17 protein-coding genes and 1 pseudogene are annotated in these 25,020 nt (G+C 63.5%); 6 read left to right on the forward strand and 12 right to left on the reverse strand.

Annotated features, from left to right (window positions below; genetic code table 11):
- The 3 genes from GGR46_RS15055 to GGR46_RS15065 all read right to left on the reverse strand — a co-directional run.
- Positions 1-221: hypothetical protein (locus tag GGR46_RS15055; RefSeq protein ID WP_183998872.1), on the reverse strand; the 221-nt coding region annotated here is incomplete at its 3' end.
- A 205-nt stretch (positions 222-426) separates the two neighbouring features.
- Positions 427-612 (reverse strand): hypothetical protein, encoded by a 186-nt coding sequence (locus GGR46_RS15060; RefSeq protein ID WP_184000136.1) that lies wholly within the window; start codon positions 610-612, stop codon positions 427-429.
- Between the two features lie 185 nt (positions 613-797).
- Positions 798-1,007 carry a helix-turn-helix transcriptional regulator gene (locus GGR46_RS15065; protein ID WP_183998873.1) on the reverse strand — a complete coding sequence of 70 codons (210 nt, stop codon included), beginning with the start codon at positions 1,005-1,007 and terminating at the stop codon, positions 798-800.
- 738 nt (positions 1,008-1,745) lie between these two features.
- Here GGR46_RS15065 and GGR46_RS15070 point away from each other — a divergent pair.
- Entirely contained in the window at positions 1,746-2,654 is a 909-nt protein-coding gene (locus tag GGR46_RS15070; RefSeq protein ID WP_183998874.1) for an ArdC family protein, read from the forward strand.
- Between the two features lie 67 nt (positions 2,655-2,721).
- Positions 2,722-3,615: a HEPN domain-containing protein gene (locus GGR46_RS15075; protein ID WP_183998875.1), complete on the forward strand. Its 894-nt coding sequence runs from the start codon at positions 2,722-2,724 to the stop codon at positions 3,613-3,615.
- A gap of 41 nt (positions 3,616-3,656) precedes the next feature.
- Here GGR46_RS15075 and GGR46_RS25480 read toward each other — a convergent pair whose 3' ends face one another.
- The 4 genes from GGR46_RS25480 to GGR46_RS15095 all read right to left on the reverse strand — a co-directional run bounded on the left by GGR46_RS25480 (position 3,657) and on the right by GGR46_RS15095 (position 5,536).
- Positions 3,657-4,217: a thermonuclease family protein gene (locus tag GGR46_RS25480; RefSeq protein WP_246426177.1), complete on the reverse strand. Its 561-nt coding sequence runs from the start codon at positions 4,215-4,217 to the stop codon at positions 3,657-3,659.
- Between the two features lie 149 nt (positions 4,218-4,366).
- The gene (locus GGR46_RS15085) at positions 4,367-4,876 is read right to left on the reverse strand and encodes a Ros/MucR family transcriptional regulator (protein ID WP_183998876.1); all 510 of its coding nucleotides are present in this window, start codon (positions 4,874-4,876) and stop codon (positions 4,367-4,369) included.
- A gap of 104 nt (positions 4,877-4,980) precedes the next feature.
- Complete coding sequence (locus GGR46_RS15090) at positions 4,981-5,193, reverse strand: conjugal transfer protein TraD (RefSeq protein WP_343058188.1); 213 nt, start codon at positions 5,191-5,193, stop codon at positions 4,981-4,983.
- A 13-nt stretch (positions 5,194-5,206) separates the two neighbouring features.
- On the reverse strand, positions 5,207-5,536 hold the full coding sequence (locus GGR46_RS15095) for a conjugal transfer protein TraD (protein WP_183998878.1): 330 nt from the start codon (positions 5,534-5,536) through the stop codon (positions 5,207-5,209).
- Positions 5,537-5,709: 173 nt separating this feature from the next.
- On the opposite strand from GGR46_RS15095, the gene traA reads away from it, so the two are divergent.
- On the forward strand, positions 5,710-8,526 hold the full coding sequence (gene traA, locus GGR46_RS15100) for a Ti-type conjugative transfer relaxase TraA (protein WP_183998879.1): 2,817 nt from the start codon (positions 5,710-5,712) through the stop codon (positions 8,524-8,526).
- A 10-nt stretch (positions 8,527-8,536) separates the two neighbouring features.
- Positions 8,537-8,989 (forward strand): hypothetical protein, encoded by a 453-nt coding sequence (locus tag GGR46_RS15105; RefSeq protein WP_183998880.1) that lies wholly within the window; start codon positions 8,537-8,539, stop codon positions 8,987-8,989.
- A gap of 98 nt (positions 8,990-9,087) precedes the next feature.
- Here GGR46_RS15105 and GGR46_RS15110 read toward each other — a convergent pair whose 3' ends face one another.
- Positions 9,088-9,816 carry a hypothetical protein gene (locus GGR46_RS15110; RefSeq protein WP_183998881.1) on the reverse strand — a complete coding sequence of 243 codons (729 nt, stop codon included), beginning with the start codon at positions 9,814-9,816 and terminating at the stop codon, positions 9,088-9,090.
- Positions 9,817-10,026: 210 nt separating this feature from the next.
- Between GGR46_RS15110 and GGR46_RS15115 the strand changes: the two genes are divergently transcribed.
- A complete protein-coding gene (locus GGR46_RS15115; protein WP_183998882.1) occupies positions 10,027-13,968 on the forward strand; it encodes a PIN domain-containing protein in 3,942 nt (1,313 codons plus the stop codon).
- Positions 13,969-14,153: 185 nt separating this feature from the next.
- Here GGR46_RS15115 and GGR46_RS15120 read toward each other — a convergent pair.
- Positions 14,154-14,543, reverse strand: a pseudogene (locus tag GGR46_RS15120) (NADPH-dependent FMN reductase family protein); the annotation flags it as partial.
- Positions 14,544-14,660: 117 nt separating this feature from the next.
- Between GGR46_RS15120 and GGR46_RS15125 the strand changes: the two are divergent.
- Entirely contained in the window at positions 14,661-17,960 is a 3,300-nt protein-coding gene (locus GGR46_RS15125) for a DEAD/DEAH box helicase (RefSeq protein WP_183998883.1), read from the forward strand.
- 423 nt (positions 17,961-18,383) lie between these two features.
- Here GGR46_RS15125 and GGR46_RS15130 read toward each other — a convergent pair whose 3' ends face one another.
- The 3 genes from GGR46_RS15130 to GGR46_RS15140 are packed head-to-tail and all read right to left on the reverse strand — an operon-like array spanning position 18,384 to position 24,983.
- Positions 18,384-19,859 (reverse strand): amidohydrolase, encoded by a 1,476-nt coding sequence (locus tag GGR46_RS15130; protein ID WP_183998884.1) that lies wholly within the window; start codon positions 19,857-19,859, stop codon positions 18,384-18,386.
- Positions 19,860-19,872: 13 nt separating this feature from the next.
- On the reverse strand, positions 19,873-21,606 hold the full coding sequence (gene ggt, locus GGR46_RS15135) for a gamma-glutamyltransferase (RefSeq protein ID WP_183998885.1): 1,734 nt from the start codon (positions 21,604-21,606) through the stop codon (positions 19,873-19,875).
- Positions 21,606-24,983 carry a TonB-dependent receptor gene (locus GGR46_RS15140; RefSeq protein ID WP_183998886.1) on the reverse strand — a complete coding sequence of 1,126 codons (3,378 nt, stop codon included), beginning with the start codon at positions 24,981-24,983 and terminating at the stop codon, positions 21,606-21,608. The genes ggt and GGR46_RS15140 overlap by 1 nt, the downstream gene beginning before the upstream one ends.
- Positions 24,984-25,020: the final 37 nt, after the last annotated feature.

Genomic DNA, 25,020 nt, shown 5'->3' on the forward strand with positions numbered 1-25,020 from the left:
CCGTCGGTGCTGTAACCCCAGTTTGCGGCGGGCCCGACGCGATCGACGGCGCTGCTGTACACGCGGCTGAGCGACAATCCTGCCGGCCCCTCGCCGCCGATCGATAGATCCTGTTCGGTCAGGCTCAGGCTGCCACTACGATAGTTCACGCCGGTGGGGCTCTCGGCGCTCTGCCTTGGCGGCGCGAGGGTGGACTGGCCCCAGGCGGCACTGGTTGCCAACAGAGGGCAGATCAGCGCTGTCACCAAAAGCGCAGCGCGCAGCTTTCCAGAACTTGTCATGTACCCCCGCGTGGATTTCTCGGGCACCACTCAACTGGTCGAGAGATTGCCTCCCGCACCGCAGCGGCGCGTGCCTCAGCTATGAGTGTATTGGTTTGATGGGGCGGCCGACATGCCCCAAGACGTCAGCTCACCCGAGCATCCCTCAGGGCGCGCCGGTCACCTTGACGTTGGTGCGGTTGCCTGCCTTGTCATAGGCGTAGTTCGAGACGACGTTGTTGTTCACGCTGCCGCTGTTCTCGACCTTCACCAGCCTGCCGAGCTCGTCATAGCTGTAATTGACGGTCTCATTCATCGGCGACGAGGAAGCCGTGGCCGATAAGGTCGCCATGCCAAGCACGATGAAGGAAACCGGCAGAGCAAGCTGCTTCAGATAACGCAAACGTACCCCCTACGGGCGCGGATCTGCTGCGTTGCCCCGCATCGCGCCTTCGGAAAGCAACTATCCGGTCAAATCCGATTGGTCCACATTCAAAACGGATGGGTTCTTTCGGAAGAGAACCGTTTGGAGGTTCCTCATGGTGCGTCGGTCGCTTGGTAGAACATCGGGTTGCGCAGCCAGGCGTTGATCGCCGACTCCCTCCAGCCGGCGCAGCGCGTGCTGATCTGGACGTTCTTGGGGAAGGTGCCGTTCTGCATCTTCCGGTACAGAGTCGATCGGCTGAGGCCAGTGCGATCGAGGACGGTCTTGATCCGGAGGATACGGTCTGGAGTGTCGGCCTGCATTGGTATCACCTTGCATTATTTGCGTCTGATTGGTGCTCCCCGGAGGGAGGCTGTGCAGGGTTGTTCATCTGGGCAAGGGGTGGTCGTGTCGGTCGCGTATATGGGCGTATCTGGGCGTCGATCTTCGTACATAAAGGCGGTTCGCGATTCTCGAGGGTCGCGTGTCAGAGCGTCTCATGCCTGCGGTGTGATCGCGCTCTACGCCGCCGCGCGGCGCCGAGTCGCTGCGCGTCTCGGTCCATTCGGGTGACGATCGCTGACGTAATGGCCGGTGGAGCCGGCGAGTAGTGGAACGCGATATCTGATGGGAGTTCGCTGGCGGGCTTCCGCGAAGCCGCCAGGGTCCGCGGCGCCTCTTGCTTTCCGCGTCGCACACTCGACCCGCGCCGGAAGGCGCGGCGGCGGCTGGCGCACGGGCGCGCGCGCAAGCCGCCGCGACGGCCGGCCGGATTCGAGAGTGCATGTTTGCTGGCACCTGCGGCGCTGGGCAGCGCTTCGCGCTGAGATCTGCGGACGGCGCGGATGCGCCGGCGTTGGCCTCCGGCACTCGTTCTGGCGGGTGGGCGTCGCTGCCCTGTGATCCCGCCGCGGCGTGCCGCAACCCGGGCGATGCCCGGGTCTTCCACTGCGTTGCAGCCCTGCGGGTGCACCCCGCCTCTACCGGCGGGACCGTGGGACCGCTCCTGCCGCCCACCCGCCATTCCGGCGCCGGTTGCGGTGGTTTGAGGAGCAGGAAAGATGGAGACGACCAGAACCAACCGTGAGAGCCTCTATGGCGAGGTGACCGCGCGGGTGATTGCCGAGCTGGAGCAGGGGCGGCTGCCCTGGGTGCAGCCTTGGGACAGCGCGGCGTGCGGCTGCACCATGCCGCATAACGCGGGAACGGGGCGACGCTATTCGGGGATCAACGTGCTGATCCTCTGGGCGGCCGTCATCGAGGGTGGCTATGCCTCGCAGCGCTGGCTGACCTATCGGCAGGCTCAGGCGCTTGGCGGCAATGTCCGCAAGGGCGAGCATGGTACCACCATCTGCTATGCCAATCGCTTCACCCCGAAGGACGAGGCCGAGCGCGCGCGGAGCGAGGACCGCGAGGCGCGGCAGCTGGCGTTCCTGAAGCGCTTCACTGTCTTCAACATCGACCAGTGCGAGGACCTGCCGGAGAAGGTGACGGCGCTTCCTGCGATGGCAACCGAGCGCGAGACCATCCCACTTGCCGAGGCGGTGATTGCAGCCACCGGCGCAGACTTCCGGATCGGCGGCAGCGAAGCCTATTATTCCCCGCCGCATGACTATGTGCAGGTGCCGCCGCAGGCAGCCTTTCCCGCCCCGATCAACTGGTACCGCACCGCGCTGCACGAGCTGGGGCACTGGACCGGCCATGCGAGCCGGCTGAACCGAGACCAGCGCGGTAGCTTCGGTAGTGCCGACTATGCCCGCGAGGAGCTGGTCGCCGAGATGGCGAGTGCCTTTACCTGTGCATCGCTGTCGATCTTACCGACCGTCCGGCATTCCGATTATATCGGCTCGTGGCTCGCCGTGCTGCGCGAGGACGAGAAGGCAATCTTTCGCGCCGCGAGCGCTGCCAGCAAGGCGGCAGACTATCTGCTTGGCTTTGTCCAAGCCGAACCGGATCAACGCCAGCAATGATCCTCGGGTTATGGACCGGATAGGCCTTGCCATCCGGTCCGCGCCTGCCACAGGTTGAAGCTGTCTTATGCGAACCGATCTCGACCATCTGCCACAGGCCAAGCAGCGCGAGTTGGCCCATGTCGTGCGCATCCTTTTCGAGGAATTCGCCGAGATCACCGCGCGCACCACCGATCCCAAGAAGAAGGCGGCGCGGATCCTCAAGCTGGTGCTGTTCGGCTCCTACGCACGCGGCGATTGGGTTGATGATCCAATCGGCGGCTATCATTCGGATTATGACATCCTCGTCGTCGTCAATGACGAGCGGCTGACCGATGTCACCGAATATTGGGGCGCCGCCGATGACCGGCTGATGCGCGAAGTGACCATCGCCCAGACGCTGAGCGCACCGGTCAATTTCATCGTCCACACCCTCAGCGATGTGAACAAGCAGCTCGAGCGCGGGCGGCCGTTCTTCGTCGACAGCCTCAAGCAAGGCATCGCGCTGTACGAAGCCGAGGGGTTTCCGTTCGCGGCGCCTCAGAACCTGCCGCCTGAGGAGGCACGGGCCGAGGCACAGAGATACTTCGAGGAGTGGTATCCGGACGCAATCAAGCGCTTCGATCTGGCCTGCACTGCAATTGAGAGGGGCTATTCAAAGCAGGCGGCATTCGACCTCCATCAGACTGTGGAGCAACTCTACCACTGCACACTGCTTGTGCTGTCACTCTACAGTCCCAAATCGCACAAGCTGAACTTCCTCCGGTCGCGTGCGGAGGACATCGCGCCGTCACTGATCGAGGCGTGGCCGCGCGACGACAAGGACAGCCGCAGGCGCTTCGAGCTGCTGCGCCAAGCCTATGTGAACGCGCGCTACTCGCCGCACTACAAGATCACCGCCGAGGAACTGGCCTGGCTCGGCGAGCGGGTCGCGGTGCTGCGCGATCTGGTTCGCGCGGTATGCGAGGAGCGCCTCGCCTGATGCTCATGGGGCTACACGAAGCCGCCGCGTGCCGAACGACACTATCTCCTGAATGGCTCGCAGGCGATGCCATCACCGTCGCCGTCCATGTGAGCACCATAGCCGGGCTCCCCGCGGCGCAGCGGGGCCGCGCCCGCACGACGAGCCTCTGCGCAATTGCGATAGCTCCAACCGGTGACAGCTTTCGGTGCTGGAGCTGATCGAGCGCGCCGAGCCGATGGCGAAGCCCAAACGGGTTGGGGTGGCTTCGCTACGCCACAATCGGTGCCGACCAAACCGAACTGATCCCAATCCGCCCGGTAGATTGCGTGCCCGCCCGCAAGCTGCGCGCATGACAGATCGACTCCATTGACCTGCACTCGAGCCAGGGTTCGGCCATATACATCCCGGCCCTGTCGATGGATCGACGCGGCGCCGCGCGCCAGAACTTCCAGCGCTCGCTTCGATTCCAGCGGATCACCAGGAGCGCAATCGCGCCCGTTCTGGCAATGCCCCGGCAACTCCGGCGCGTCGATTCCTATCAGGCGAATGAGTTCCTGGTCGCAGCGGAGCGTGTCGCCGTCCACGGCGATCAACACGCAAGCGAGGACAAGGAAAGACATGCAGTCAGCCTTGCGCAGCCGCGTTAAAATCGCGTTGTCGCAGGAGCGGCCGATGCTTGCTCGCCGGCCGCTGGCGGAAATCTCGCAGCCTGGATCAGCCGCCTGCGACTAGCGTGCCGGGCGCACCGCGCCCGGCGCGCGGACGCTCGTTACGAAGCGCTCGCTTTCGCACGCGGCTTGCGTGCCGGAGACGGGGCCGGCGTTGCGGCCGCACCCGACTTGGCTGCGCGGCCCTTGGCGCCCAGGCCGATCTTGTGCGCCATCGCGCGGCGTGCTTCCGAATAGTTCGGGGCTACCATCGGATAATCCGCCTTGAGGTTATACCGCGCGCGATACTCCTCGGGCGTGAGTCCATGCGTCGAGAGATGCCGACGCAGCGTCTTGTAGGGCTTGCCGTCGATCAGCGAGATGATGTGATCTTTCGAACCGAGCGACTTCCGTACCGAGACAGCTGGCGTGTATTCGGACTCACTGCCGGCTTCATCGACCGCCTCAGTTGTGGGCGCCGCTTTTCCATCGAGTTCGATAACAGTCGCGTGCATCGTGCGCAGGAATGCAGGTACATCCTCGGCGTTCACGCGGTTATTCTGATTGCCAAGCCAGGCAATCGTGAGCTCTGTGGCAAGCTCAACGGCGTTCAGGGAGTTCTCGTCGGACATTTGCGGCCCTTTCTTAGTTGGCGCAGCGCGATATCGGATTTGATAGCTGCACGCCTGATCGTCGTCCCTGTAGTATATTGGTTGGCGACGCAACCAACTCCCGGTCAACCATCTCTTTCATTGCCGAATGCGCGCTTTCCGCGTCGGCGCCATAGCACAAGTGCTTGATCGCGATCCTCGCCTTGCAAAGTCCCGGCGGCGCTCGTCAGCAATCCGAAGATCACCGCGCGATCATCATCGGCCAGTTCTACCAGGCCTGCCTTTGCAACCAGGCCGCCCAGTTCGATCAGCTGCCGCGTGCGCTCGCGCCGCTTCACGACCCAAGCTCGCTTATCCTGACGCGCTATCTGCGCGCGCAGACGATGCCGCGCCGCCAGCGCGTGCCGAAACGACACCTGATTCCTGCGCATTTGCTCCGGAATTCTTGCGGGTCCGGCTCTGAAAGAAAGCAGCGCCGCGCTTGCGCCACGCCTCCTTCGTCGGCGCGTCCTTCATCTCGACCGCAGCGAGCAGCGCGCCGGCCAGATGTTCGGGCGACAGCGTGTCCGCGCCGGTAACGGTCACCAGCTCGCCAAGCTGGTGGAGCTTTTGCTGCTGAAGCTGCCTGGCCTTGTCGGCCAGCGCCTTCAGCTCGGCATCGAAATCCCGGGGTTTGCGCATGGTTCATCCTTTGCGTTGTGCAGCAAAGGCGAACCAGTTATCGCTGCTCTCGATCAGCGACAACGCCCTGAAATCTCTTGGGATTGCGCAGTCCTGAGAAAGATGAATTCTTTCGAGGGCGCGCTTATACGTCGTGCCGACGTCGCTTGTGCGGTGTAGATGGTATGGTCGCGATGGCGATCTACCACTTCTCAGCCAAGATCATCTCCCGCGCCAACGGCTCGTCGGCGCTGGCGGCGGCTGCCTATCGCTCCGCGTCCCGTCTCCACGGCCAGCGGCTCGACCGGCACCACGACTTCTCGAACAAGGCCGGCGTCGTCCATTCCGAAGTGCTGCTGCCCGACGGCGCGCCCGAGTATCTCACCGACCGCGAGAAGCTCTGGAATACGGTCGAGGCAGCCGAGCTGCGCAAGGATGCGCAACTGGCCCGGGAGGTAGAGTTCGCCATCCCGCGCGAGCTTGACCAGGAAGAAGGCATTCGGTTGGCGCGCGAGTTTGTCGAGCGCGAGTTCGTCGCGAACGGCATGATCGCCGATCTCAATGTCCATTGGGACACCGGCGCCGATGGCGAGGCCAAGCCGCACGCGCATGTGATGCTCACACTGCGCGACGTCGGCGAGGACGGATTCGGCAAGAAGAACCGCGACTGGAATCGCACCGACCTTCTGGAGAAATGGCGCGAGCGCTGGGCGGAACATGCCAATCAGCGTCTGGCCGAACTCGATATCGATGCACGCATCGATCATCGCAGCCTTGAAGCGCAGGGCATCGACCTTGAGCCGCAGCATAAGATCGGGCCGGCTGCCGCCCGGATGGTCGAGCAAGGGCTCGCCTCCGAGCGGCTCGAAGAGCATCACGCGATCGCGCGCGCCAATGGCGAGAAGCTGCTCGCCAACCCAGCACTCGCGCTCGTTGCAATCACGCACGGACAGGCGACTTTCACCACCCGTGACCTCGCGAAGTTCGTACACCGGCACAGCGAGGGGAAAGAGCAGTTCGACCGAGTGATGGCGGCGGTGCGCGCGTCGCCGGAACTGGTCACGCTCGGCAAGGACGGACGCGGCGAGGATCGCTTCACGTCGCGCGCCATGATCGACACTGAGAAGCGTCTGGAGCGCGCCACCGTCACGCTCGAAGCGCGGCGTCACCACGCAGTTGCGACTCGCGACCAGGATCGTGCACTTGCCCGTGCCGCGACACGAGGGCTGTTCCTTTCAACCGAGCAGCGCGATGCGCTTGATCTGGTCACCAAGCCGCAAGGCTTGAGCACCATCATCGGCTATGCCGGGACCGGCAAGTCGGCGATGCTCGGCGTCGCGCGGGAAGCTTGGGAGCTGGCCGGCTACCGTGTCCAAGGGGCGACCCTATCCGGCATTGCCGCGGAGAATCTGGAAAGCGGCTCCGGCGTCGCGTCGCGCACGATCGCCAGCCTTGAGTATCAATGGGCACAGGAACGCGAGTTACTCACAAACCGCGATGTGCTGGTGATCGATGAGGCCGGCATGATCGGTACACGCCAGATGGAGCGCGTGATTGCCGAGGCCGAGAAGCGCGGCGCCAAGGTCGTGCTGGTCGGCGATCCCGAGCAGCTCCAGGCGATCGAGGCGGGGGCCGCATTTCGCTCGATCGCCGAGCGGCACGGCAGCTTTGAGCTGACCCATGTCCGCCGCCAGCGTGCCGAGTGGCAGCGCGACGCCACGCGCTGGCTAGCGACCGAGCGCACCGGTGATGCCATTGCCGCCTATGCCGAGCACGGCGCAGTGCATGCGGCCGAGACTCGCGAGCTGGCACGCGCGGAACTTGTCGATCGCTGGGATCGTGACCGGCAGGCCGTGCCGGACGCGAGCCGCATCATCCTCACGCACACCAATGACGAGGTACAGGCGCTCAATGGCCTCGCACGCGAGCGAATGCGGGGAGCCGGCGCGCTTGGCGAAGACGTCGAGATCGGCGCAGAGCGCGGACGGCGTAGCTTCGCGTCTGGCGACCGCGTCCTGTTCCTCAAGAACGAGCGCGGCCTGGGCGTGAAGAACGGCTCGCTCGGGACGGTTCAGAGCGTGAGCCAGGTCCGCATGGCGGTGCTGCTCGATGACGGCCGCGCGGTCGCGTTCGACCTGAAGGGTTATGCCTATGTGGATCATGGCTATGCTGCCACGATCCACAAAGCGCAGGGCATGACCGTTGATCGCGTGCATGTGCTCGCCACGCCCGGGCTCGACCGGCATGCTGCCTATGTCGCGCTGTCGCGGCACCGCGACCAGGTCGATTTACATTACGGGCGCGATGACTTTGCCGATCAGGGGCGCCTGGTGCGCACGCTGTCGCGCGAGCGCGGCAAGGACATGGCGTCGGACTATCTCCAGCCCGCCAAAGCCGTCGAGATCTCTGCGCCAGCGCCCCGGCGCGGCCGCTTCGAAGGGCTGCGTCCGCCGGTCGCGTCCGAGCTGTCGCCAGCGCCCCTGGATCGCGCGGTCGCCAGGCTCGGTCGGGCAGTTGCCGACACTATGCGGTTGCGCGCTCTGGGCGGTTCGGAACTCCCCCATCAGCGGGTCGCGCTGGACGCGGCGGCAAAGGAACTGAACGCGTTGCGGCCGAATGGATCGCGCGATCTACAGGCGGCATTCCGGACCAATCCCGAGCTGGTCACGGATGCAGCGCAAGGCAGGACCGCGCGGGTGCTGCAGGCAATGACCTTGGAGAGCGAGCTGCACGATGACCGCATCGCGCGCGCCGATCGCTTCGTGGCAGACTGGAACCGGCATGCCAGGCGGGCCGCCGCCTTTGACCGGCAAGGTGAGCGCTGGCGCGGTGATGAGGTCCGCACCGCGATGACCACCATGGCCAAGAGCCTGCAGCGCGACCCACAGCTCGAGTCGTTGCTCCGAACCCGCGTCAAGGAACTCGGAATCACGCCCAGTGGCACGGGCTCATTGTCCCATGATCTCCTACACTGGCCCGGCCTCTCGCGTGGGCGCGGCATCGGCATCTAATCTCTCTTCCATGACCGAGGACATGACCCAAGCCGCCGGCGATGCCGCCGCCTTTGAAGACCTCCGTGCCGAGATCAGCCTGATGCGCCGGGCGATTGAAGGACTGACCGCTGCCCGCGAGCGCGTTCCGGACTATACCCCGACGCTCGCCGATATGGCCAACCAGCTGACCAACGTCCTTGCCGCGCTCGAACGGATCGCCAAAGCGCCGGCTGTTTCGCTGACGCCGGTTGACCTGGCCCGGCAGATCAACGCCTCTGCGACCCAGGCTCGGGCGGAGGATGCGCGCAAGCTCGATGAGGCGCGCGACACGATTTCCCGATCGATCGGAAGGATCGACGGGATGATCGCACGTGGCCAATCGGTCGAAGGGCAAAGGCGCCGACTCATCTGGTGCTGCGCTGGCAGCGCGGTCGGCGCTATCATTCTTTGGTGCCTGCTCGTGCGAGCCATTGCCGGCTGAGAAATGCCGACAGCAGATTATGTCCGCTTCGCGCCCTCATTTCGGCCGCTCGATTGGTCTGCTGTCGACCCCAAAAGCGGTCAATCGGGGCAAACTCCTCAATCGGGCTCGACGCTATCGGCTTCTCCTGGGGGGAGTCCTAGCTCGCGCTGCCTCTGCGCTTCCTTAAGGACAGCTGGGTCATCAACCCGCATTAACGTTAGGGCAGCGAACACGCGGTCCCACAGGTTTGCCGAATTCACGCCGGGCGTCTTGCGCCTCGCATAGGTGAATAGCGATTCCGCGCGCGCGTACAGCGCGGCTGCCTGGATGATGTGGATTGCCAGAAGATCGGTATTGATGTCGGTCCCAGCGACCAAAGGCCGTGTGCGGGCAGAAAAAATCTGGGCTTCCCGAAGGATGCTCTCAATGCGCTCTGCTACGTCCTCGGCGTCGGTCAGTTCAACAATTCTCTCCAGCGATTCCAGAAGCTCGTAGGGGAATAGTGGTAGGTCGGCTTTTACGGGTTGTACCGAGTTTGAATGATGGTCCTCAGGGTAGAGCTTTGCCGCTGATGGCCACGCGGCATGGAGCGTCTTGCCGGCCTCTTGGGCAAACTCGCAAATCGAGCTCAACGTCGTCGGTAGCGATGCGCGTGCTGCTCGCAACCTCGCCCCCCGCTCGTGATCCGATTGGGTCTTGGCCACTGCGATCTGTTCGCGCGCCACTTCGATCTGGGAGTTCGCTGCGTTAACCTGCTTTTGCGCAAAGCGAGCCGCGTAGAACGCTGCTCCCACGGCAAGAAGCCCAGTAATCAGCGTCTGAAAGTCGTAGATCCAGTGCCCCACGGCGAGGAAAAAACATGTCACGCTGTCGCCCCGATCTTAAGCCCCGAGTGTGAGCCTATCACGATCTGGCGGCACTCTACAGGGAAGGTGATGATTGCGAGATGTATGGCGCAGGGCTTTGTCCTCCACGAGGAAGGGCGTCTTTCACCTTCCACAGCTTTTAGTTGTTCACCCCTTTAAGATCAAAGCAAGAACAACTATGCTCGTGGTATGTCCGTCATATCCCGAGAACTGCCAGCGCCGAAGAACTGGCAGGAATTCGAAAATCTAGCCTTCGACGTCTATCGGCGAATGTGGAAGACGAATGATGCGGAGATGCATGGACGTCAAGGACAGCCGCAAGCTGGCGTCGATGTCTATGGCACTGATCGGGTCGAGCAGCGCTTCACCGGGGTCCAGTGCAAAGGCAAGGATGGTGACTTAAACAGTGCTGTGACAGAGGCTGAGTTGCGTGGCGAGGTGGCAAAGGCGCGCACGTTCCAGCCTCCGCTTGAAGTGTTTGTGCTCGTCACCACAGCGCCAAATGATCATGCGATCCAAAGCGTAGCGCGTCAGATCACGGGTGAGCACGCTCAAAGTGGATTGTTCGAAGTACGGGTCACCGGCTGGACGACCTTTCGTAGCTACGTCGCCGACTATTCGGATGTGTTGTTGAAATATTATCAGGATCTGGCCCCGGTGGATGTGGCGGCCCAGATAGCGGGGGCCGCCGAACAGCAAGCGCAGGGATTTGCGCAGACAGAGAAATTGTTGCGCACCACGATGCGCATGATCGGAGACAGATCTGACAATCCGGATGCTGGTGACCAGCTAGCAGCACGCGTGGCGGAGGTCAGCAAACTAATTGGCGATGGGGCTCCCCGCGCAGCGCTGAAAGCCCTTGAGCGTATCGAAGCTGAAGAAGGCGAAGCCGCCAGCTCACTCGCCCGGTATCGCATTTTGGCGAGCCGCGGCAATGCGTACTTCGCGCTTGGTGATGAAGCGCGCGCGATCAGCCTCTTTCATGAGGCATTCGCGGCCCACCCCGAATATCCCAACGCCAGAGCGACCGAAGCGATGGCGCTCACACTGGAGGGTAAGCGGGAAGAGGCAGAGCCGATCGCCCGCGCGGCTTATGTGGCTGACCGAAGCTCAAGCCGTAATGCGAGCATTTGGATCGACACGATGGAGCCGGGTACCCCCGTTGCTCAGATCGAAGCAGTGTTATCGCCAGATATTCTCGATAACTTCGACATCCAACTGCATCTCGCGCTCCAGTCTCACGAGAACGGTGACCCGGCTGGCCATCGGGCGCATGCCGAAGCAGCACTCCGCATTGCGCCAGAAGATTGGCGCGCCATGTCCGCAGTGGCTGAGGCGTTAGCGCAGCCTCTGTCTGCATTCGACGGGTTGGCTATCACGCACGCGTTGCCCGACGAGCACCGCGCTGATGTTGAGCGGGCGGTCGTCTTGATGAAAGCGGCTTGGGCAAAGCTTTCGGAGCGTGATTCGGTCTTCCAAGGCCGCCATGTGGCAGCCAATCTGATTGGGCTGCTCGGGCTGCTCGGGCGCGATGCCGAAGCGGAGCAGATACTCGACCAGGCGCTAGCCTTCGAGGCCGACTATGCGCCTCTGGCGATTTTGAGCGCTCGACGTTCGGGAGAGCAAGGCGACTGGAAGACTGTCGCCCGTATTGTCGACGCTATCCCGGATGATGAGCTTAGCTTCGATGTGGTTCTATTGCGGACTCACGCCGCATTTCAGCTGAAGGATGGAGCTGGCGCTATCGCTTGGGCGGACAGGTTGGGGGCCATGCCGCGGCCCGGACCAGACCTGCCTGATCGGCGGGAATTGGTCGAAGCTTTGCGGGTACGAGCTGCAATCTTGGCGGGTGCTGACAGCGACCAGGCGATCAAGGCGGCCCTTGAGGATCGACCAAAGTCGATCATCCTTCGCTCTGTTCTGTTCGATGACATGGATGATAAGGATCCGCTGCGCGAGCAGTTGGTGCGTGAGATCGAAGCCCTCGCGGCAGGGGAGCTGAGCCTACGTGAACGGCTTCACGCCGCCGAAACTCTCTATGTTTCAGGCCATTATTCCATGGCCGCGGACTTATATGCGCCGCTGTCGGGTACGGCGGACAGCTATGCGCTGCGACGTACGCTACAAGCCTTGCATCTCGCTGATCGACGTTCCGAGGCACGCAAGCTGTTCGAGTCATTGTCGCCTGAGTTGCGTGTGTCGGATGGTTATCTCGGCCTAGGTGTAGGGGTTTATGAACGCGCCGGTTTGCTTAAGCCGGCCCTCAAACTCGTCGAGCGCGCGCTTGAGCGGCATGATGTGCTGCGCAATCGTTTGTCCTGGATCCAACTTCTGATCCGCCTAGGCCGGCCTGCGCCGATGCAGAATTGGCTCGCGACCGTGCCGGCGGAAATCGAAGGTTCGCCGATCGAGCTCATCAGCCTCGCGCAGCTGATCGATCGCTACGTCGGAAACGATGAGCGAGCCTTGAGGATTGGGTATCGTGCGCTGCGTGCCGGCTATGGAAACCCGAGGGTTCATCTCGCGTACGCGCTTGGCCTTATCATCGGGGGGCGGGTCAGCGATGTGGTGATGAGTGTGCCGGATACGGTAAATCCTGGTACCGGCGTGGTGCTCGTAAATGATGACACTGGGGAGGTACTGCATCGGATCATCGAGACGGCAGCCAACCCGATTGTCGAGCGCGAGGAGCTTTCCCCTGACGATGCGTTGGCGAAGCGCCTGCTGGGGCTGGCGGTGGGTGAAACTATTGAGTTCCCCAAGGTTGGTGTGGGACCGCAAATCTACCGGTTAGCGGAAATCCAATCGCGCTATCTCTTTGCGTTTCGCCGCACTATGCGCGATTTTCCGACACTGTTCCCAGACAATCCGGCCTTTGGCTCGTTTACTATTGACGACAGCAAAGGTGATGAGCGGTTCGAGGAGATGTTCGCGCTTGCGCGCGGGCGTGCAGAACGGGGCAAGCAACTCGAGGCCACCTACCGCGATCACGTGATTCCAATCGCAATGTTCTCGCGGTTCAGCGGAGCGAGCATCTTCGATGTATGGGATGGATTTTCGTCGAACCCTGACATCGGGCTCAGAGTCGCGCTGGGCATCGAAGGAGAATTCGAGGCGGGCCGTTTGGCTGCCGCGCGGCCCATCGGGGTGGTCGATCCGCTTTCCATCTATGCTTGGGTGCGTATGGGCGTGGCGCCTTTGATACGCAAATTGTCGCAGCGGCTTGCGGTGGTCCAATCCACGATCGATGCACTTAGAGAGTTGGCGGAGGAACGAGAGTCGCAGCGCGGCCGCAAGATGGGCACCTTCGGCTATGACGGAGAGCACTATCAGCTCGTCGAAATGACGGAAGAGGTCTTCGAGCGCCAGCTTGCGGAAGCCAATGCTGCGCTTGAACTGGCCGAGACGCTGCCGCTCGTGCCAGCGGAGGCGGAGCAGGCTCTGCCGGACAAAATTGCGGATTTGCTACGTGATCTGCACCCTGCCTATCATGATACGCTCATCGCGTCGCTCCAGCCGCAGCGGGCGCTGATTACGGATGACTTTGGCTATCGCGTCGTTGCTCAAGAGGCGGGCGCTCAAGTCACCTGGACGCAGTGCCTTACCAAACAAGCGCAGCGGTCCAAGCGGCTCTCCGATCCGGAATATCGTCAGATCATCGGGGCGTTGCTCGATGCCAACTATCGCTTTGTGCAGTTCGGCGCGAATGAGCTAATTGGAGAACTGCAGGATAGCGATTGGCAGCTGAACTACCGTCTGCGTAGCTATGCGCGGCTTCTGGCGAGCGAGACGCTGAACCGGGCGAGCGTCGCTCAGGTTCTGGCGGAGCTGGTGCTTACGTCATGGCATCATGCTAGGAATTCTAGCCAAGTCGCGGTTTTCCCAATGGCGTATCTCGAAGTATCTCGTGAGCTGGGCCGGGAGAGCGTGGCGCGTGAAGATCTCGTGGCTGCGCACCGGGTTGCACATGTACTTGAGACCCGGGCGCTCAACGAATTCAAGCTGCCGCCGAAGTTGCTTGGTACGACAAACCTGACGCCCGTCTCTGAGCTGGCTCGCGAATCACTAGAGGCGGCTGGCCGGGAGGTTGCGCGGATTTGGGGCGTGCTGCGCGCCGCGGGGCTTGGCTAGGACAAAAATCGCGGGGTCTGCGAGCAAATCGGTGAGACGGAACGTTGGCTGACAAGATCATCGCCACATCGAAGACCGTTGTACGGCCGCTAGATTGAACGTCTGTTCCAGCGAGGTTCTGTCCGAAAGCCGTCAGTCCGTAATCGGCCATTTGTTGCCGTGTCAGCGACGCGCCATCATCCTTGTTACCAGTCGTCCAGAGTGAGATTTTGCCGTCCGATAGCGATCGCCGAATGATCCTCGCGTGCGACCGGGAGGCAGCCCTCCTTGCGCTCGGAATATCGGTGGACGAGCTGGGCAATACGTGGGCGCATCAGCACGGTCATCCGCACGAGCTCCTCCATCACCTCGACGATGCTGTCGTAATAGCTGGGCGGCCGCATCCGGTCGTCGTCGCCGAACTCCTTGTAGGCCATGGCGACCGACGACTTGTTGTGGATCGTGAACATCCGCATCCAGCGGCCGAGCAGACGCAGCGTGTTGGCGCTGTTGAACGACTGCGTTCCGGCCGACACCGGGCAAATGATCGCCTGCGAAAAAAGCCTGGGGCGTGTAACGCCTTGGCCTAGCAATGGATTTCAAAAGCCGAGTCCGGATCGGATGTAATTCGGTTATTTTTTGGCGACCCGCCCTCTGGCTTGATCTTCATTTGTTCCTATCTCAACTTGATTAAGCACCAGCGGGGGCCCGAAATGGACGATCTATTTGCCGCGACAGTCGAGCTAGTCCTTCCTGCAATTGAATTCGGTCCCGTTAGAACCCCGATCGGCACGATTTCCGCCGTGCTGCGCGACCCCGAAAACCAGGTTGCGCGCGAAACACCGCCGGTAGCTTTGACACCACGGATCAAAATCCCCTGTTTCCGCCTGGCCAGCGGCGAAATCATCGCCATTACCGATCGCGACAAGGGCACACGGCCCAGCGATGTCGATGGCCTGTTGCAGCGCTTGCCCGGTGGCGGGCTGCGCTGGCTCGGCCACCGAGCCATCGACGATCTGCTTTTGGCGGCTCAAGAAGATGGCTGGAGCAAGATCGTGGAGAAGCGCGCCATCAGCTGGAACGGCCAATTTTCGTTTCAGACAGAGCGGTTGAGCGCGCGTTCAGAAGAAGCCGAGACGCCGGGACTGCGACCGCCGCAAGTGGGCGCCCTGCTTTCGATCGGGACGCATTGGAGTCTGTATCGCAGCCCCGCTACCATCGTCATGCCGACGGGTACCGGCAAGACCGAGACGATGCTGTCAGCGCTGGCTGCTTATGTCCGCAAACCGATGCTGGTCATCGTGCCCTCAGACGCGTTGCGCAAGCAGACCGCCGACAAGTTCCTCTCCTTTGGCCATCTCTACCGGCTGGGCGTATTGGCGCCTGGTGCCGCCAAGCCGATCGTCGGTATTGTCAAAGGCGTCCCCAAGACTGCCGAGGCGCTCGAAATCTTCGAACGCTGCAATGTGATCGTCGCGACGATGTCCTCGCTTGGCGACGAAAGCGCCGAGCCCTTCTGGAGTGAAATCGCCAAGCGGACCGGGGTCCTGGTCATCGACGAAGCCCATCATATCGGCGCAGCGCGCTGGACCAAATTCCGCGAAGCGTTCAGCGGCGTGCCGACGCTGCAGTTTACAGCAACACCGTTCCGGCGCGACGGTGCGCTGGTCGATGGCCAGGTAATCTACAATTACCCGCTGCGGCTGGCGCAGCAGAATGGCTATTTCAAGCCGATTTCGTTCGAGCCAGTCTATGAACCGGTTCCGGCCAATGCCGATATGGCGATTGCAACCGCCGCTGTCGCCAAGCTCCGTACCGACCTTGCCGCCAGCTTCGATCACCTGATGATGGCACGCTGCGTCAATATCGAGCGAGCGCTGGCCGTGCATGCCTTGTATCAGACGCTTGCACCCGAGCTGCGCCCGACGATCATTCATTCCAGACAGGCTGACTCTGCAACGCGGATCGCCGCGCTGCGCGAAGGAAAGAGCCGCATCGCGGTTTGCGTCAACATGCTGGGCGAAGGCTTCGACCTGCCGCAGCTCAAGATCGCGGCGATTCACGATCTCCATCAAAGCCTGGCAATCCTGCTGCAATTTACCGGGCGTTTCACCCGCAGCGCGGGCGCGGTGATCGGCAATGCGACGATCATCGCCAATGTTGCCGAGCCGAATGTCGCAACCGCGCTCGAGCGCCTGTACAGCGAGGATGCCGACTGGAACGAAGTTCTGAGCGAAATGAGCTCGGCGGCGGCAAAGGATCATGCCAAGCTGATTAAATTCCTGAGTGAAGCGCAACGCCTCGACGAAGGGGTTGCCGATGACGATATTCCGATTACGCACAAGCTGATAAAGCCAACGCTCAGCACGCTGATCTACCGCGCTACCAAGTTCACACCCAAGGCCTTTCACGAAGGGCTGCCTAGCGGGCTGGTTCCCTATCGCGTCTGGCTACATGCTCCCTCAAACACGCTATTCTTCGTGACCCGCGAGGAACCGACCGTGAAGTGGAGCCGGTCCAAGGCAGTACGCGACCGCAACTGGGCGCTGTTTGTCCTTCATTTCGATGAAGCACGCCAATTGCTCTATTTGTCCTCGAGCAATCACAAGATCAGCACCGAAGCGCTGGCCAAGGCAGTCGGCGCGGGCAAACAGATTTACGGCGACATCGTCTTTCGAGCGCTCGGTCGGATCACCCGGCTGATCTTCCAGAATCTCGGCGTCAAGAAACATGGCCGGCGCAATCTCTCCTATGCCTCCTACACCGGCGCCGAAGTCGTGACGGCGCTCAGCCAGGCCGAGAAAAGCGGCTCGGTCAAAGCGATGCTGAGCGGGACCGGCTGGGAGAATGGCGCGCCGACCACGATCGGATGCTCGGCCAAGGGCCGTATCTGGTCGCGCGATGCGGGCGGCCCTGTGCCGCGGCTCAACGAATGGTGCGAATCGATTGGCGACAAGATCGTCGACGCATCGATCGATACGACCAAGCTGATCGACAATGTGCTTTTACCAACGGTGGTGTCCACCCTGCCCGATGCCGAGTTGCTCGGTATCGACTGGCCGGTCGAGATCCTTGGTCAAGTCGAGGAACGCGTCCTTTTCAATAAAGGCACGCGCGAAGCCGCACAGACGGTCTTCGAACTCAGCCTTACCGGGCTGGACCGCGCCACAAATACGATCGACTTCGATCTTTGCGAGGCGGCTTCCGGCATCTGGGGCTCGTTCCGCTTTGCGCTGGGCGGGCCGAATGAATTCTCGGTCACCCAGCTATCCGGCGAGGCGGTCCAGATCACGATCGGCAAAGTGAGTGCGCCTCTCGCCCAATATTTCTCGGACTATCCGCCGTTGTTTCGCTTCGTCGATTTGTCAGAACTCGACGCCAACCTCCACATTACCCCCCAGACCCCCTATGACCTGACGATCGACGATGCGCGGTTCGAAGGGTGGGACTGGGACGGGGTCGATATCGCCAAGGAATCGCTCTGGAAGAATGGGAGCATTCGCAAAGATTCGATCCAGTGGCGGGTCGCCAGCAACTATATCGCCGCCGAATATGATGTGGTCTTCGACGACGATGCCAGCGGCGAAGCTGCCGACCTGGTTTGTTTCAAGGACGCCGGCGATCATATCAAGCTTGCCCTGGTCCATTGCAAATTCTCAGGCGGCACCGATGCCGGCGCGCGTGTCGCCGATGTGGTGGAAGTCTCGTCGCAGGCGATCCGCTCGGCCCGCTGGCTGGGCAAGATTCCAGCGCTGGCCCATCACCTCAAAGCACGCGACGTCGCATTACGGGGTGGCGGGCGCCCGACGCGCTTCCTGCGCGGCGGCCATTCCGAACTCAACCAGTTGCTCAAGCGAAACCGCTTCGTGCCCGTGCGCACCTCGATTCTGGTCGTGCAGCCCGGGCTGTCCGTGGGCCGGCGCACCGACGCCCAATCGACGGTCCTGGCTGCTGCGCTCACCTATCTCAAGGAAACCGTCGGCATTGATCTCGAAATCATCTGCTCGCCCTGAGACTGGACGCCAAGCTCCCAAAAATGGCCATCCCTATGTTGCGTGAGCGAATGTCAGCTTTCGGGATCGGAAGTGTTCCCGCCTAACGACCAATGTGAGGGCGCATAGCGGTCGCTAATTGCGTCATGTCGCGCCAGAAAATCGCACGCTCGGTGGTAGGAAAAGTGGTGGGTAGGGAGTGTCAGTCTCGCAATTTCCCTAGCCTATTCAAGTCGTTATGCGGGAATTTCACCTTCCTCCCGCTCCTAGAGACCAGCAAAAGGGCGCCGCGAGTTAAGTTCCCCGCGCCCATAGCAATTTAAACCGACAAGATATTGGGCTGGGCTGGTGGGCGAAACCGTCACGCGGAAAGAGCACGATATGACCTCCGCAACGCGACAGAAACTCACGCAGCCCTATCGATCCGCAAGGCGCCGTTTGGAGCTATTTGGTCTTCCCGCCTTCCCAAGCAGGCGTAGGCTTACGGTAATCCAGCGCAGGCTCTCGGTTGCCTAGCAAGGCGTCATACTTGAAATTCGGCCCGCGTGCTTTGTCGAGCTCGGCCTTCGCCTCCTTCAGCGTTTCAGGGCTTAAGAACAGGTCCGCCGCCGTCAGTGCGATCGTCTTGGCGGCGACCGCGGCGCCCTTGGCACCAATGCTCGATCCGGATGCGGCGACCGCCTGCCAGCTGTGCGCCGGCGTACCCGGGACCCAGGTGGCGGTATTGAGGCCGATCGTCGGCACCGTCCAGCTGATGTCGGACACGTCGGTCGAACCGCCGCCATCGGGACCACGCTCGCGCGAGCCGGTCTCCCTGACGCTGTCGAGCGGCTTCTGCACGGGAAGGCTCTTCTGCAGCTCGGTCGCCCAGGCTATCTCCTCGGGCGTCCACTGCTCCCCGCCTACCGTATCGAGGTTGCGCGTCATCACCTTGGCAAGCGTCTCGCTGGCGAGCATCGAATAGACGCCGCCGGTGATCTCGTGATCCACCGTGGTGCCGGTCGCCATCGCCGAGCCCTCGGCCGCCTTCACCACTCGCGCCCATACGTCGCGCACGATCGCCGGCTCGACGTTGCGGACATAATAATAGCTCTCGGCGAAGTCGGGCACCACGTTCGGTGCCTCGCCGCCTGCGGTTATGATGTTGTGGATCCGCGTCGAGGACGGGATGTGTTCGCGCATGAAATTGACCGCGACGTCCATCACCTCGACGCCGTCGAGCGCCGAGCGGCCCTTGTCGGGCGAGGCGGCGGCATGCGCGCTCACCCCGTGGAAGCGGAACTTGCCCGAGATGTTGGCCATGCTCTTGCCGGTCGACACGCCATTGGCGTCGCCCGGATGCCAGTGAAGCACGGCAGAGACGTCATCGAACAGCCCCGCGCGGACCAGATAGACCTTGCCCGAGCCGCCCTCCTCGGCAGGCGTGCCGTACAGGCGCAGCTCGCCCTGGACCTTGTTGGCGATCATCCATTCCCGGATCGCGATCGCCGCTTCGACGCTGGCCGCGGCGAAGAGATTGTGCCCGCAGCCATGGCCGGCCGCCTTGCCCGCGATCGGCGTCTTGGTCGGGTCGGTGGTCTGGGCGAGGCCGGGCAGCGCGTCATATTCGGCGAGGATGCCGATCACCGGGCCGCTGCCCTGCTTGAAGCTGGCGACGAATGCCGTCGGCATGCCGGCCACGCCCGGCGTCACGGAGAAGCCGGCCTTTTTCAGCTGCGCTTGTAGCAGCGCCGACGACTTGTTCTCCTGATAGCCGACTTCGGACCAGCCCCACAGCGCCTTGGCGGTGGCGGCAAGACTGGGCGTGCGCTTCTCGATCCCCGCGAGCATCGCGCCGCGCTGCGCCTCGGGCAGCGCCTGGGCAAAGGCGGGGAGCGGTGCGAGCCCGGCGGCCAGCAGCAGCGCGGTCTTGATCGTCATCTCGTGCACTCTCCTATTTCGCGCCGACGGCGGCGGCATCGGGGCGGCGCGTATCGGCCGATCCCAGGAACTTCTCGCCCTCGACCATGATCGACTGGACCGATCCCATGGTGTTCGAGCTGCGCACCTTGTGCCCTTTGGCTTCGAGCAGGGGAACGATATCCGGCGAGAAGCCCTCCTCGAGCTCGATCGGGCCGTCGCCGCCGGACTGGTTGATGCGCGGACGCTCGGCGGCCTCGGCCACGTTCAGCCGGTGATCGATCACGTTGGACAGCATCTGCACCATCGTCGCGATGATGTAGCCGCCGCCGGGCGTGCCGGTGACCAGCCAGGGCTTGTCGCCCCTGAACACGATCATCGGCGTGATCGTCGAGCCGACGCGCTTGCCGGGGACCGGTTGGGTCGCCTTCCACTCGTCGCCGCGGCGGCCCCATGCGAGGTTGCCGAGCGAGTTGTTGAGCAGGATGCCGGTGCCCGGTGTGACGACGTGCGCGCCGTACGAAGCCGACAAGGTATAGGTGTTGCTCACCGCATTGCCGGCCGCGTCGACCACCGAGAAGTGCGTCGTGTCCTTGCTCTCGAACGGATAGGGATTGCCGTCGGGCAGCGCCTTCGCGTCAAGCGAACTGCCCGGCTGGATCAACTTTGCGCGCTCGGCCGCATATTCCTTGCTCGCCAGGCCCTTTGCCGGCGTCCGCCAGTCCGGTCCGCCGCCGATCAGCTTGCGGTCCGACCAGACGATCTTCAGCGTCTCGGCGAGGAGATGGAGATTGGCCACGCTGCCCCAGCGCTGCTCGCGTACCGGGAAGCGCTCGAGGATGTTCATCGCCTCGGCGACGCTCACGCCCGATGCGGTCGGCGGCATGTACGCGATCGGAAGCCCACGATAGCTCGACCAGATCGGCTCGGAGATCACCGGCTGGTAGGCGGCGAGGTCCACCTCGTCGATCACGCCGCCGCCGGCCTTCATGCCGGCCGCGATCTTCTTCGCGATGGCGCCGGTGTAGAAGCCGTCCCGCCCCTTGGCCGCGATCACCTGCAGCGTCGCGGCGAGATCGGGCTGCTTCCAGCGTTCGCCCGGCGCATAGGCGCTGCCATCGGACTTGAAGAAGACGGCGAGCGCGGCGGGATCGTCGTGCATCGCCTTCTTCTGGTCGGCATTCGCCTGGGCCTCGTCGTCCGACAGGATGACACCGTCGCGCGCCATCGCGATCGCCGGGGCGATCAGCGTGCCCCAGGGCAGCGAGCCGAAGCGCTTGTGCGCTTCCCACAGGCCCGCGACCGTGCCGGGGATCGCCACGCCCTTCATCGAATAGCCCTTGGCCGGATCCAGCTTGCCATTGGCGCCGAGCAGCAGGTCGGGCGTCGTGTTGCGCGATGCCTGGCCGTAATAGTCGATCGCCAGGGTCTGGGCGGGCTTGCCGTCCTTCGCCGCCATGTGGATCAGCATATAGCCGCCGCCGCCGACATTGCCGGCACGCGGCAGGGTGACTGCGAGCGCGAAGGCAGTGGCAATCGCGGCATCGACCGCATTGCCGCCCTTGCGCAGGATCGCGGCACCAACCTCCGCCGCGATCTTGTTCTGGCTGACGACCATGCCCCCGCGCCCGATCGCGGGCTTGTGGATCTGGTCATAGGCGACGATGTCGCCGCCGGAGACGCGCTGCGCGGCAGGCGCCTCGGTAGCTTCCTGGGCGAAGGCCGGCGTCGCGAGCGACGCCAGCGCGAGGATCAGGGCGATCCGCATCAGAAGCTCGCCCGCATGTTGGCGTACCAGTAGCGGCCATAGGGGCTGTAGAGCGAGCCGAGGAACCCGCTCGAGCTGAGCGGCGGCCCCTCATTGGTCAGGTTGCGCACGCCGATGCGCAGCCGGTAGCGCCCACCATTGTCGCGCTTGCCCACGGTGACCTGGCCGTAGAGGTTGAAGGTCATGCGGTCCTCGATCAGCCAGGCGGCGCCGGCGGAATCGAGCAGGCCGGTATCGTCCACGTCGCTGGTGTACTGGGTGAAGCCGCCGATCTGGAACGGCCCCTTCTCCCAGGTGATCGATCCGGTCACCTTCCAGCGCGGCTTGCCGTTCTGCCGGACGAGATCACCGGCATCGGCGATGTTGGTGCCGGCATTGATGGTCCCCGCGGCCCGCGCGGCGATCAGGGTCTGGATCGGCGGCGAGGGCTCGAGGAAGAACTTGTCGAGATAGGCGGCATTGGCATTCAGGCTGATCTTGCCCGCGCCGAAATCGGGCAGGCGCCAGTTGAAGCCCAAGTCCACGCCCGCGACTTCCTGCGGCAGCAGGTTGACGTACTTGTCGTTGACGTAGAGCACCCGGCCGACCGGGGCGAGGCCCGATCCGGCGAACAGCGTATTGTCCTCGGCGGTCGGCGCGGCACGGATGACGTTGGGATCGCTCGATCCCTGCACGCGCAGCAGATAGTCGTTGATCAGCGCATTGCCCTCGCCGAACAGGCCGACGATCCCCTTCTGGTCGACATGCCAGTAATCGGCGGTGAAGGTCATCCGGCCGATCGCCGAATCCAGGAAGTGCGGCTCCAGCACGACACCCACCGTCCAGGTCTTGGACTGTTCGGGCTTCAGGTCGGGATTGCCCGAGCGCCGCGCGGTGGTGGCGAAGCCCTGCGAACAATTGGCGAAGCTGGAGATCGCGCCGGTGCGCAGCTGCGCTTCGCAGCGAACCCAGTCGGTGCGGGTGTTCGACCGCGTCACCATCGTCGCGTTGATCTGCTCGAGGTTCGGCGCCTTGAAGCCCTCGGCATAGGAACCGCGCACGCGCAGGCCGCGCACGATGTCCCAGGCCGCGGCGACCTTCGGCTTGGCGACCGAGCCGACGTCGGAGTAATTCTCGAAGCGGCCCGCGAGCTGGAGCTCGATGTTGCGCACCAGCGGGATGTTCATCTCCGGCGAGACGACCGGCACCGCGAGTTCCAGATAGGCAGCGGCGACGGTGCGGCGGCCGCTTGTGTCGGGCGAGGGGCTGGTGCCGACCAGGTCGGAGCCGTTGACCGCACCGTTGATCGAGTCGGTGAACTGGATCGTGCCGTCGACGCGCCCGTCGCGGTCGTCATTCTGGGTCTCGCGGCGCACTTCGCCGCCGATCGCCAGGCCGACATCGCCGCCCGGCAGGTGCAGCAGGTGCGTGGTCGAGCCCTTGATGTCCCACATCGCGAGCGTCGACTTGCTGATCCGGGTGGTCTTCACCTTGATCGCGGCGATCGCCGCCGCGCTGCTGGGCGTATTGTCGATGCCGCTCGGCGGGGTGATGCCGCTGCCGTTGAACGGATTGTACGCATCGGGCGTGGTCAGGTTGATCTGGCGCTGGAGCAGGGTCTGGCTGATGCCGTCGGAACGGTCGCGAACCCGCGCTTCGGAATAGAGGCCCGCGCTTTCCCACTCCAGGCCGAGCGCCTTGAAGCGGACGCCGCCCAGCAGGCGATATTGCGTGTTGAGCACCTCGACGCGATTGGGGCCGACATCGGCGAAATTGTAGCTCGACAGGGTGATCGCCTGGCCGCCGGCTGCCGCGTTGATGCCGGGCAGGCGGTTCGGGCTGCCGGCCAGGCCGAACGGATTGTAATAGGCATTGGCGGCAATGGTCAGCGGGCCGGAAGAGAGCGTACCGCTCGACGCCTGGATGCTGTTGCTCTCCCCATTGTAATAGCCTGCCTCGCCGAACAGCTCGATGCCGCCGCCCAGCTCGTAATGGCCGTTCACGAACAGGTTGATACGGCGGATATTCGGCGTGACGTTGGTGTTGAAAGCGAGCGGCGCGTCGAAGCGCAGCTCGCGGATCGCCGCCGCCGAGCTGGTGCCGGTGGCGACGCAGTTGGTGCCACCGATGATGCCGGCGCCGCCCGCCGGGCAGCCGGTGAAGCTGGTCGGCTGGATGTGGAACTGGCCCGAGGTGTTGGTCAGTACGGTCGTACCCTGGCGGACGACGACATTGCCCACCGTCTGGAACGAACCCCAGGGCGTGATCGTCGAACGGCCGTCGAGCGAGGTCGAGCCTTCGAAGCGCGTGCCGGCGAACAGCGAACGCAGGTCGTTGGTGCGGGTATAGTCGAAATCATTCGCCATCACGCCGTCGCGCTTGTCGTAGCTGGCGAAGAGCGTGATGTTGCCCCGGTCACCAAGGTTTCGGCCGGCGAGCAGGTGCGTGTTGGTCTCGAACAGGCTCGAGCCTTCGCCCCAGCCGACCTGCCCTTCGAGCTCGACGCCGTTATAGTCGGTCTTCAGCACGGTGTTGACCACGCCGGCGACCGCGTCCGAGCCGTAGATGGCGGCAGCGCCGTCGCGCAGCACTTCCATGCGCTCCAGGCCGAAGACGGGAATGGCGTTGGTGTTGACCGTGAGCACCGGCACGAGGTTGTCGTCGGCGCGGCTGGTCGGATGATTGACCACGCGGCGACCGTTCAGCAGCACCAGCGTGTTGCCGACACCGAGATTGCGCAGGTTGATCGAGCCGACATCGCCGCGCGCCGAGTTCGAACTGTTCGGCAGATACGAGCTGTTGAAGCTGACGTCGCCGAGCTGCGGGATCGAACGGAACAGCTCGTCGCCCGAAGTGGCGCCGGTCGCGCCGATCTGGGCCTCGTCGACCACGGTGACGGGAAGCGCGGCGGTCACCTTGCTACCCCGGATCTGCGAGCCGACGACGACGATTTCCGCCGAGGCCGGCGCGTCGCCGTTCACCGCCTGCTCCACGGCTGCGGTCTCGGCCGCGGCCTGCTGGTCACCGGTCGGCGCGGGAACGGGCGCGTCCTGATAGAGCGAGACCGGTCGTGCGTCCGGCTGCGCATCTCCCCTCGCCATCACCCGCACGCTGTTCGGACCGGTGAAGCGATAGGTGTAGCGGCTGTTGGCGAGCAGAAGGTCGAGCGCGTCGCCGATCGTGTAGCGGCCCTCGAGCCTGGGCGCCTTCAACCGCGCGATCGCCGGATCGGTGAAGACCAGCTGGACTCCCGTCTGCTGGGCGACCTGCATCAGCGCCGTATCGAGGCGACCGCCTGAGAAATGGATCTCGTGGCGCACGGTCTCGCGCGCCTGTCCGGCGGCCGGCACCGCGACAAAGGCGGCAACGGTCATGAGAAGAAGCTGGCGTGTTTTCATGGAAATCGACCCCCCTGAATCGATGCCTGGACCCGGC

Origin of the sequence: Sphingomonas kyeonggiensis (assembly GCF_014196745.1) — a bacterium.
Classification (GTDB): domain Bacteria; phylum Pseudomonadota; class Alphaproteobacteria; order Sphingomonadales; family Sphingomonadaceae; genus Sphingomonas; species Sphingomonas kyeonggiensis.

Excerpts from the sequence above, each read along its gene's own strand:
- GGR46_RS15065 (WP_183998873.1), bottom strand. The coding sequence starts at position 1,007 with ATGCAGGCCGACACTCCAGACCGTATCCTCCGGATCAAGACCGTCCTC.
- ggt (WP_183998885.1), bottom strand. The coding sequence starts at position 21,606 with ATGCGGATCGCCCTGATCCTCGCGCTGGCGTCGCTCGCGACGCCGGCC.
- GGR46_RS15070 (WP_183998874.1), top strand. The coding sequence starts at position 1,746 with ATGGAGACGACCAGAACCAACCGTGAGAGCCTCTATGGCGAGGTGACC.
- GGR46_RS15105 (WP_183998880.1), top strand. The coding sequence starts at position 8,537 with ATGACCGAGGACATGACCCAAGCCGCCGGCGATGCCGCCGCCTTTGAA.
- GGR46_RS15075 (WP_183998875.1), top strand. The coding sequence starts at position 2,722 with ATGCGAACCGATCTCGACCATCTGCCACAGGCCAAGCAGCGCGAGTTG.
- GGR46_RS15125 (WP_183998883.1), top strand. The coding sequence starts at position 14,661 with ATGGACGATCTATTTGCCGCGACAGTCGAGCTAGTCCTTCCTGCAATT.
- GGR46_RS15115 (WP_183998882.1), top strand. The coding sequence starts at position 10,027 with ATGTCCGTCATATCCCGAGAACTGCCAGCGCCGAAGAACTGGCAGGAA.
- GGR46_RS15060 (WP_184000136.1), bottom strand. The coding sequence starts at position 612 with ATGGCGACCTTATCGGCCACGGCTTCCTCGTCGCCGATGAATGAGACC.
- GGR46_RS15140 (WP_183998886.1), bottom strand. The coding sequence starts at position 24,983 with ATGAAAACACGCCAGCTTCTTCTCATGACCGTTGCCGCCTTTGTCGCG.
- GGR46_RS15130 (WP_183998884.1), bottom strand. The coding sequence starts at position 19,859 with ATGACGATCAAGACCGCGCTGCTGCTGGCCGCCGGGCTCGCACCGCTC.
- traA (WP_183998879.1), top strand. The coding sequence starts at position 5,710 with ATGGCGATCTACCACTTCTCAGCCAAGATCATCTCCCGCGCCAACGGC.
- GGR46_RS25480 (WP_246426177.1), bottom strand. The coding sequence starts at position 4,217 with ATGTCTTTCCTTGTCCTCGCTTGCGTGTTGATCGCCGTGGACGGCGAC.
- GGR46_RS15085 (WP_183998876.1), bottom strand. The coding sequence starts at position 4,876 with ATGTCCGACGAGAACTCCCTGAACGCCGTTGAGCTTGCCACAGAGCTC.
- GGR46_RS15095 (WP_183998878.1), bottom strand. The coding sequence starts at position 5,536 with ATGCGCAAACCCCGGGATTTCGATGCCGAGCTGAAGGCGCTGGCCGAC.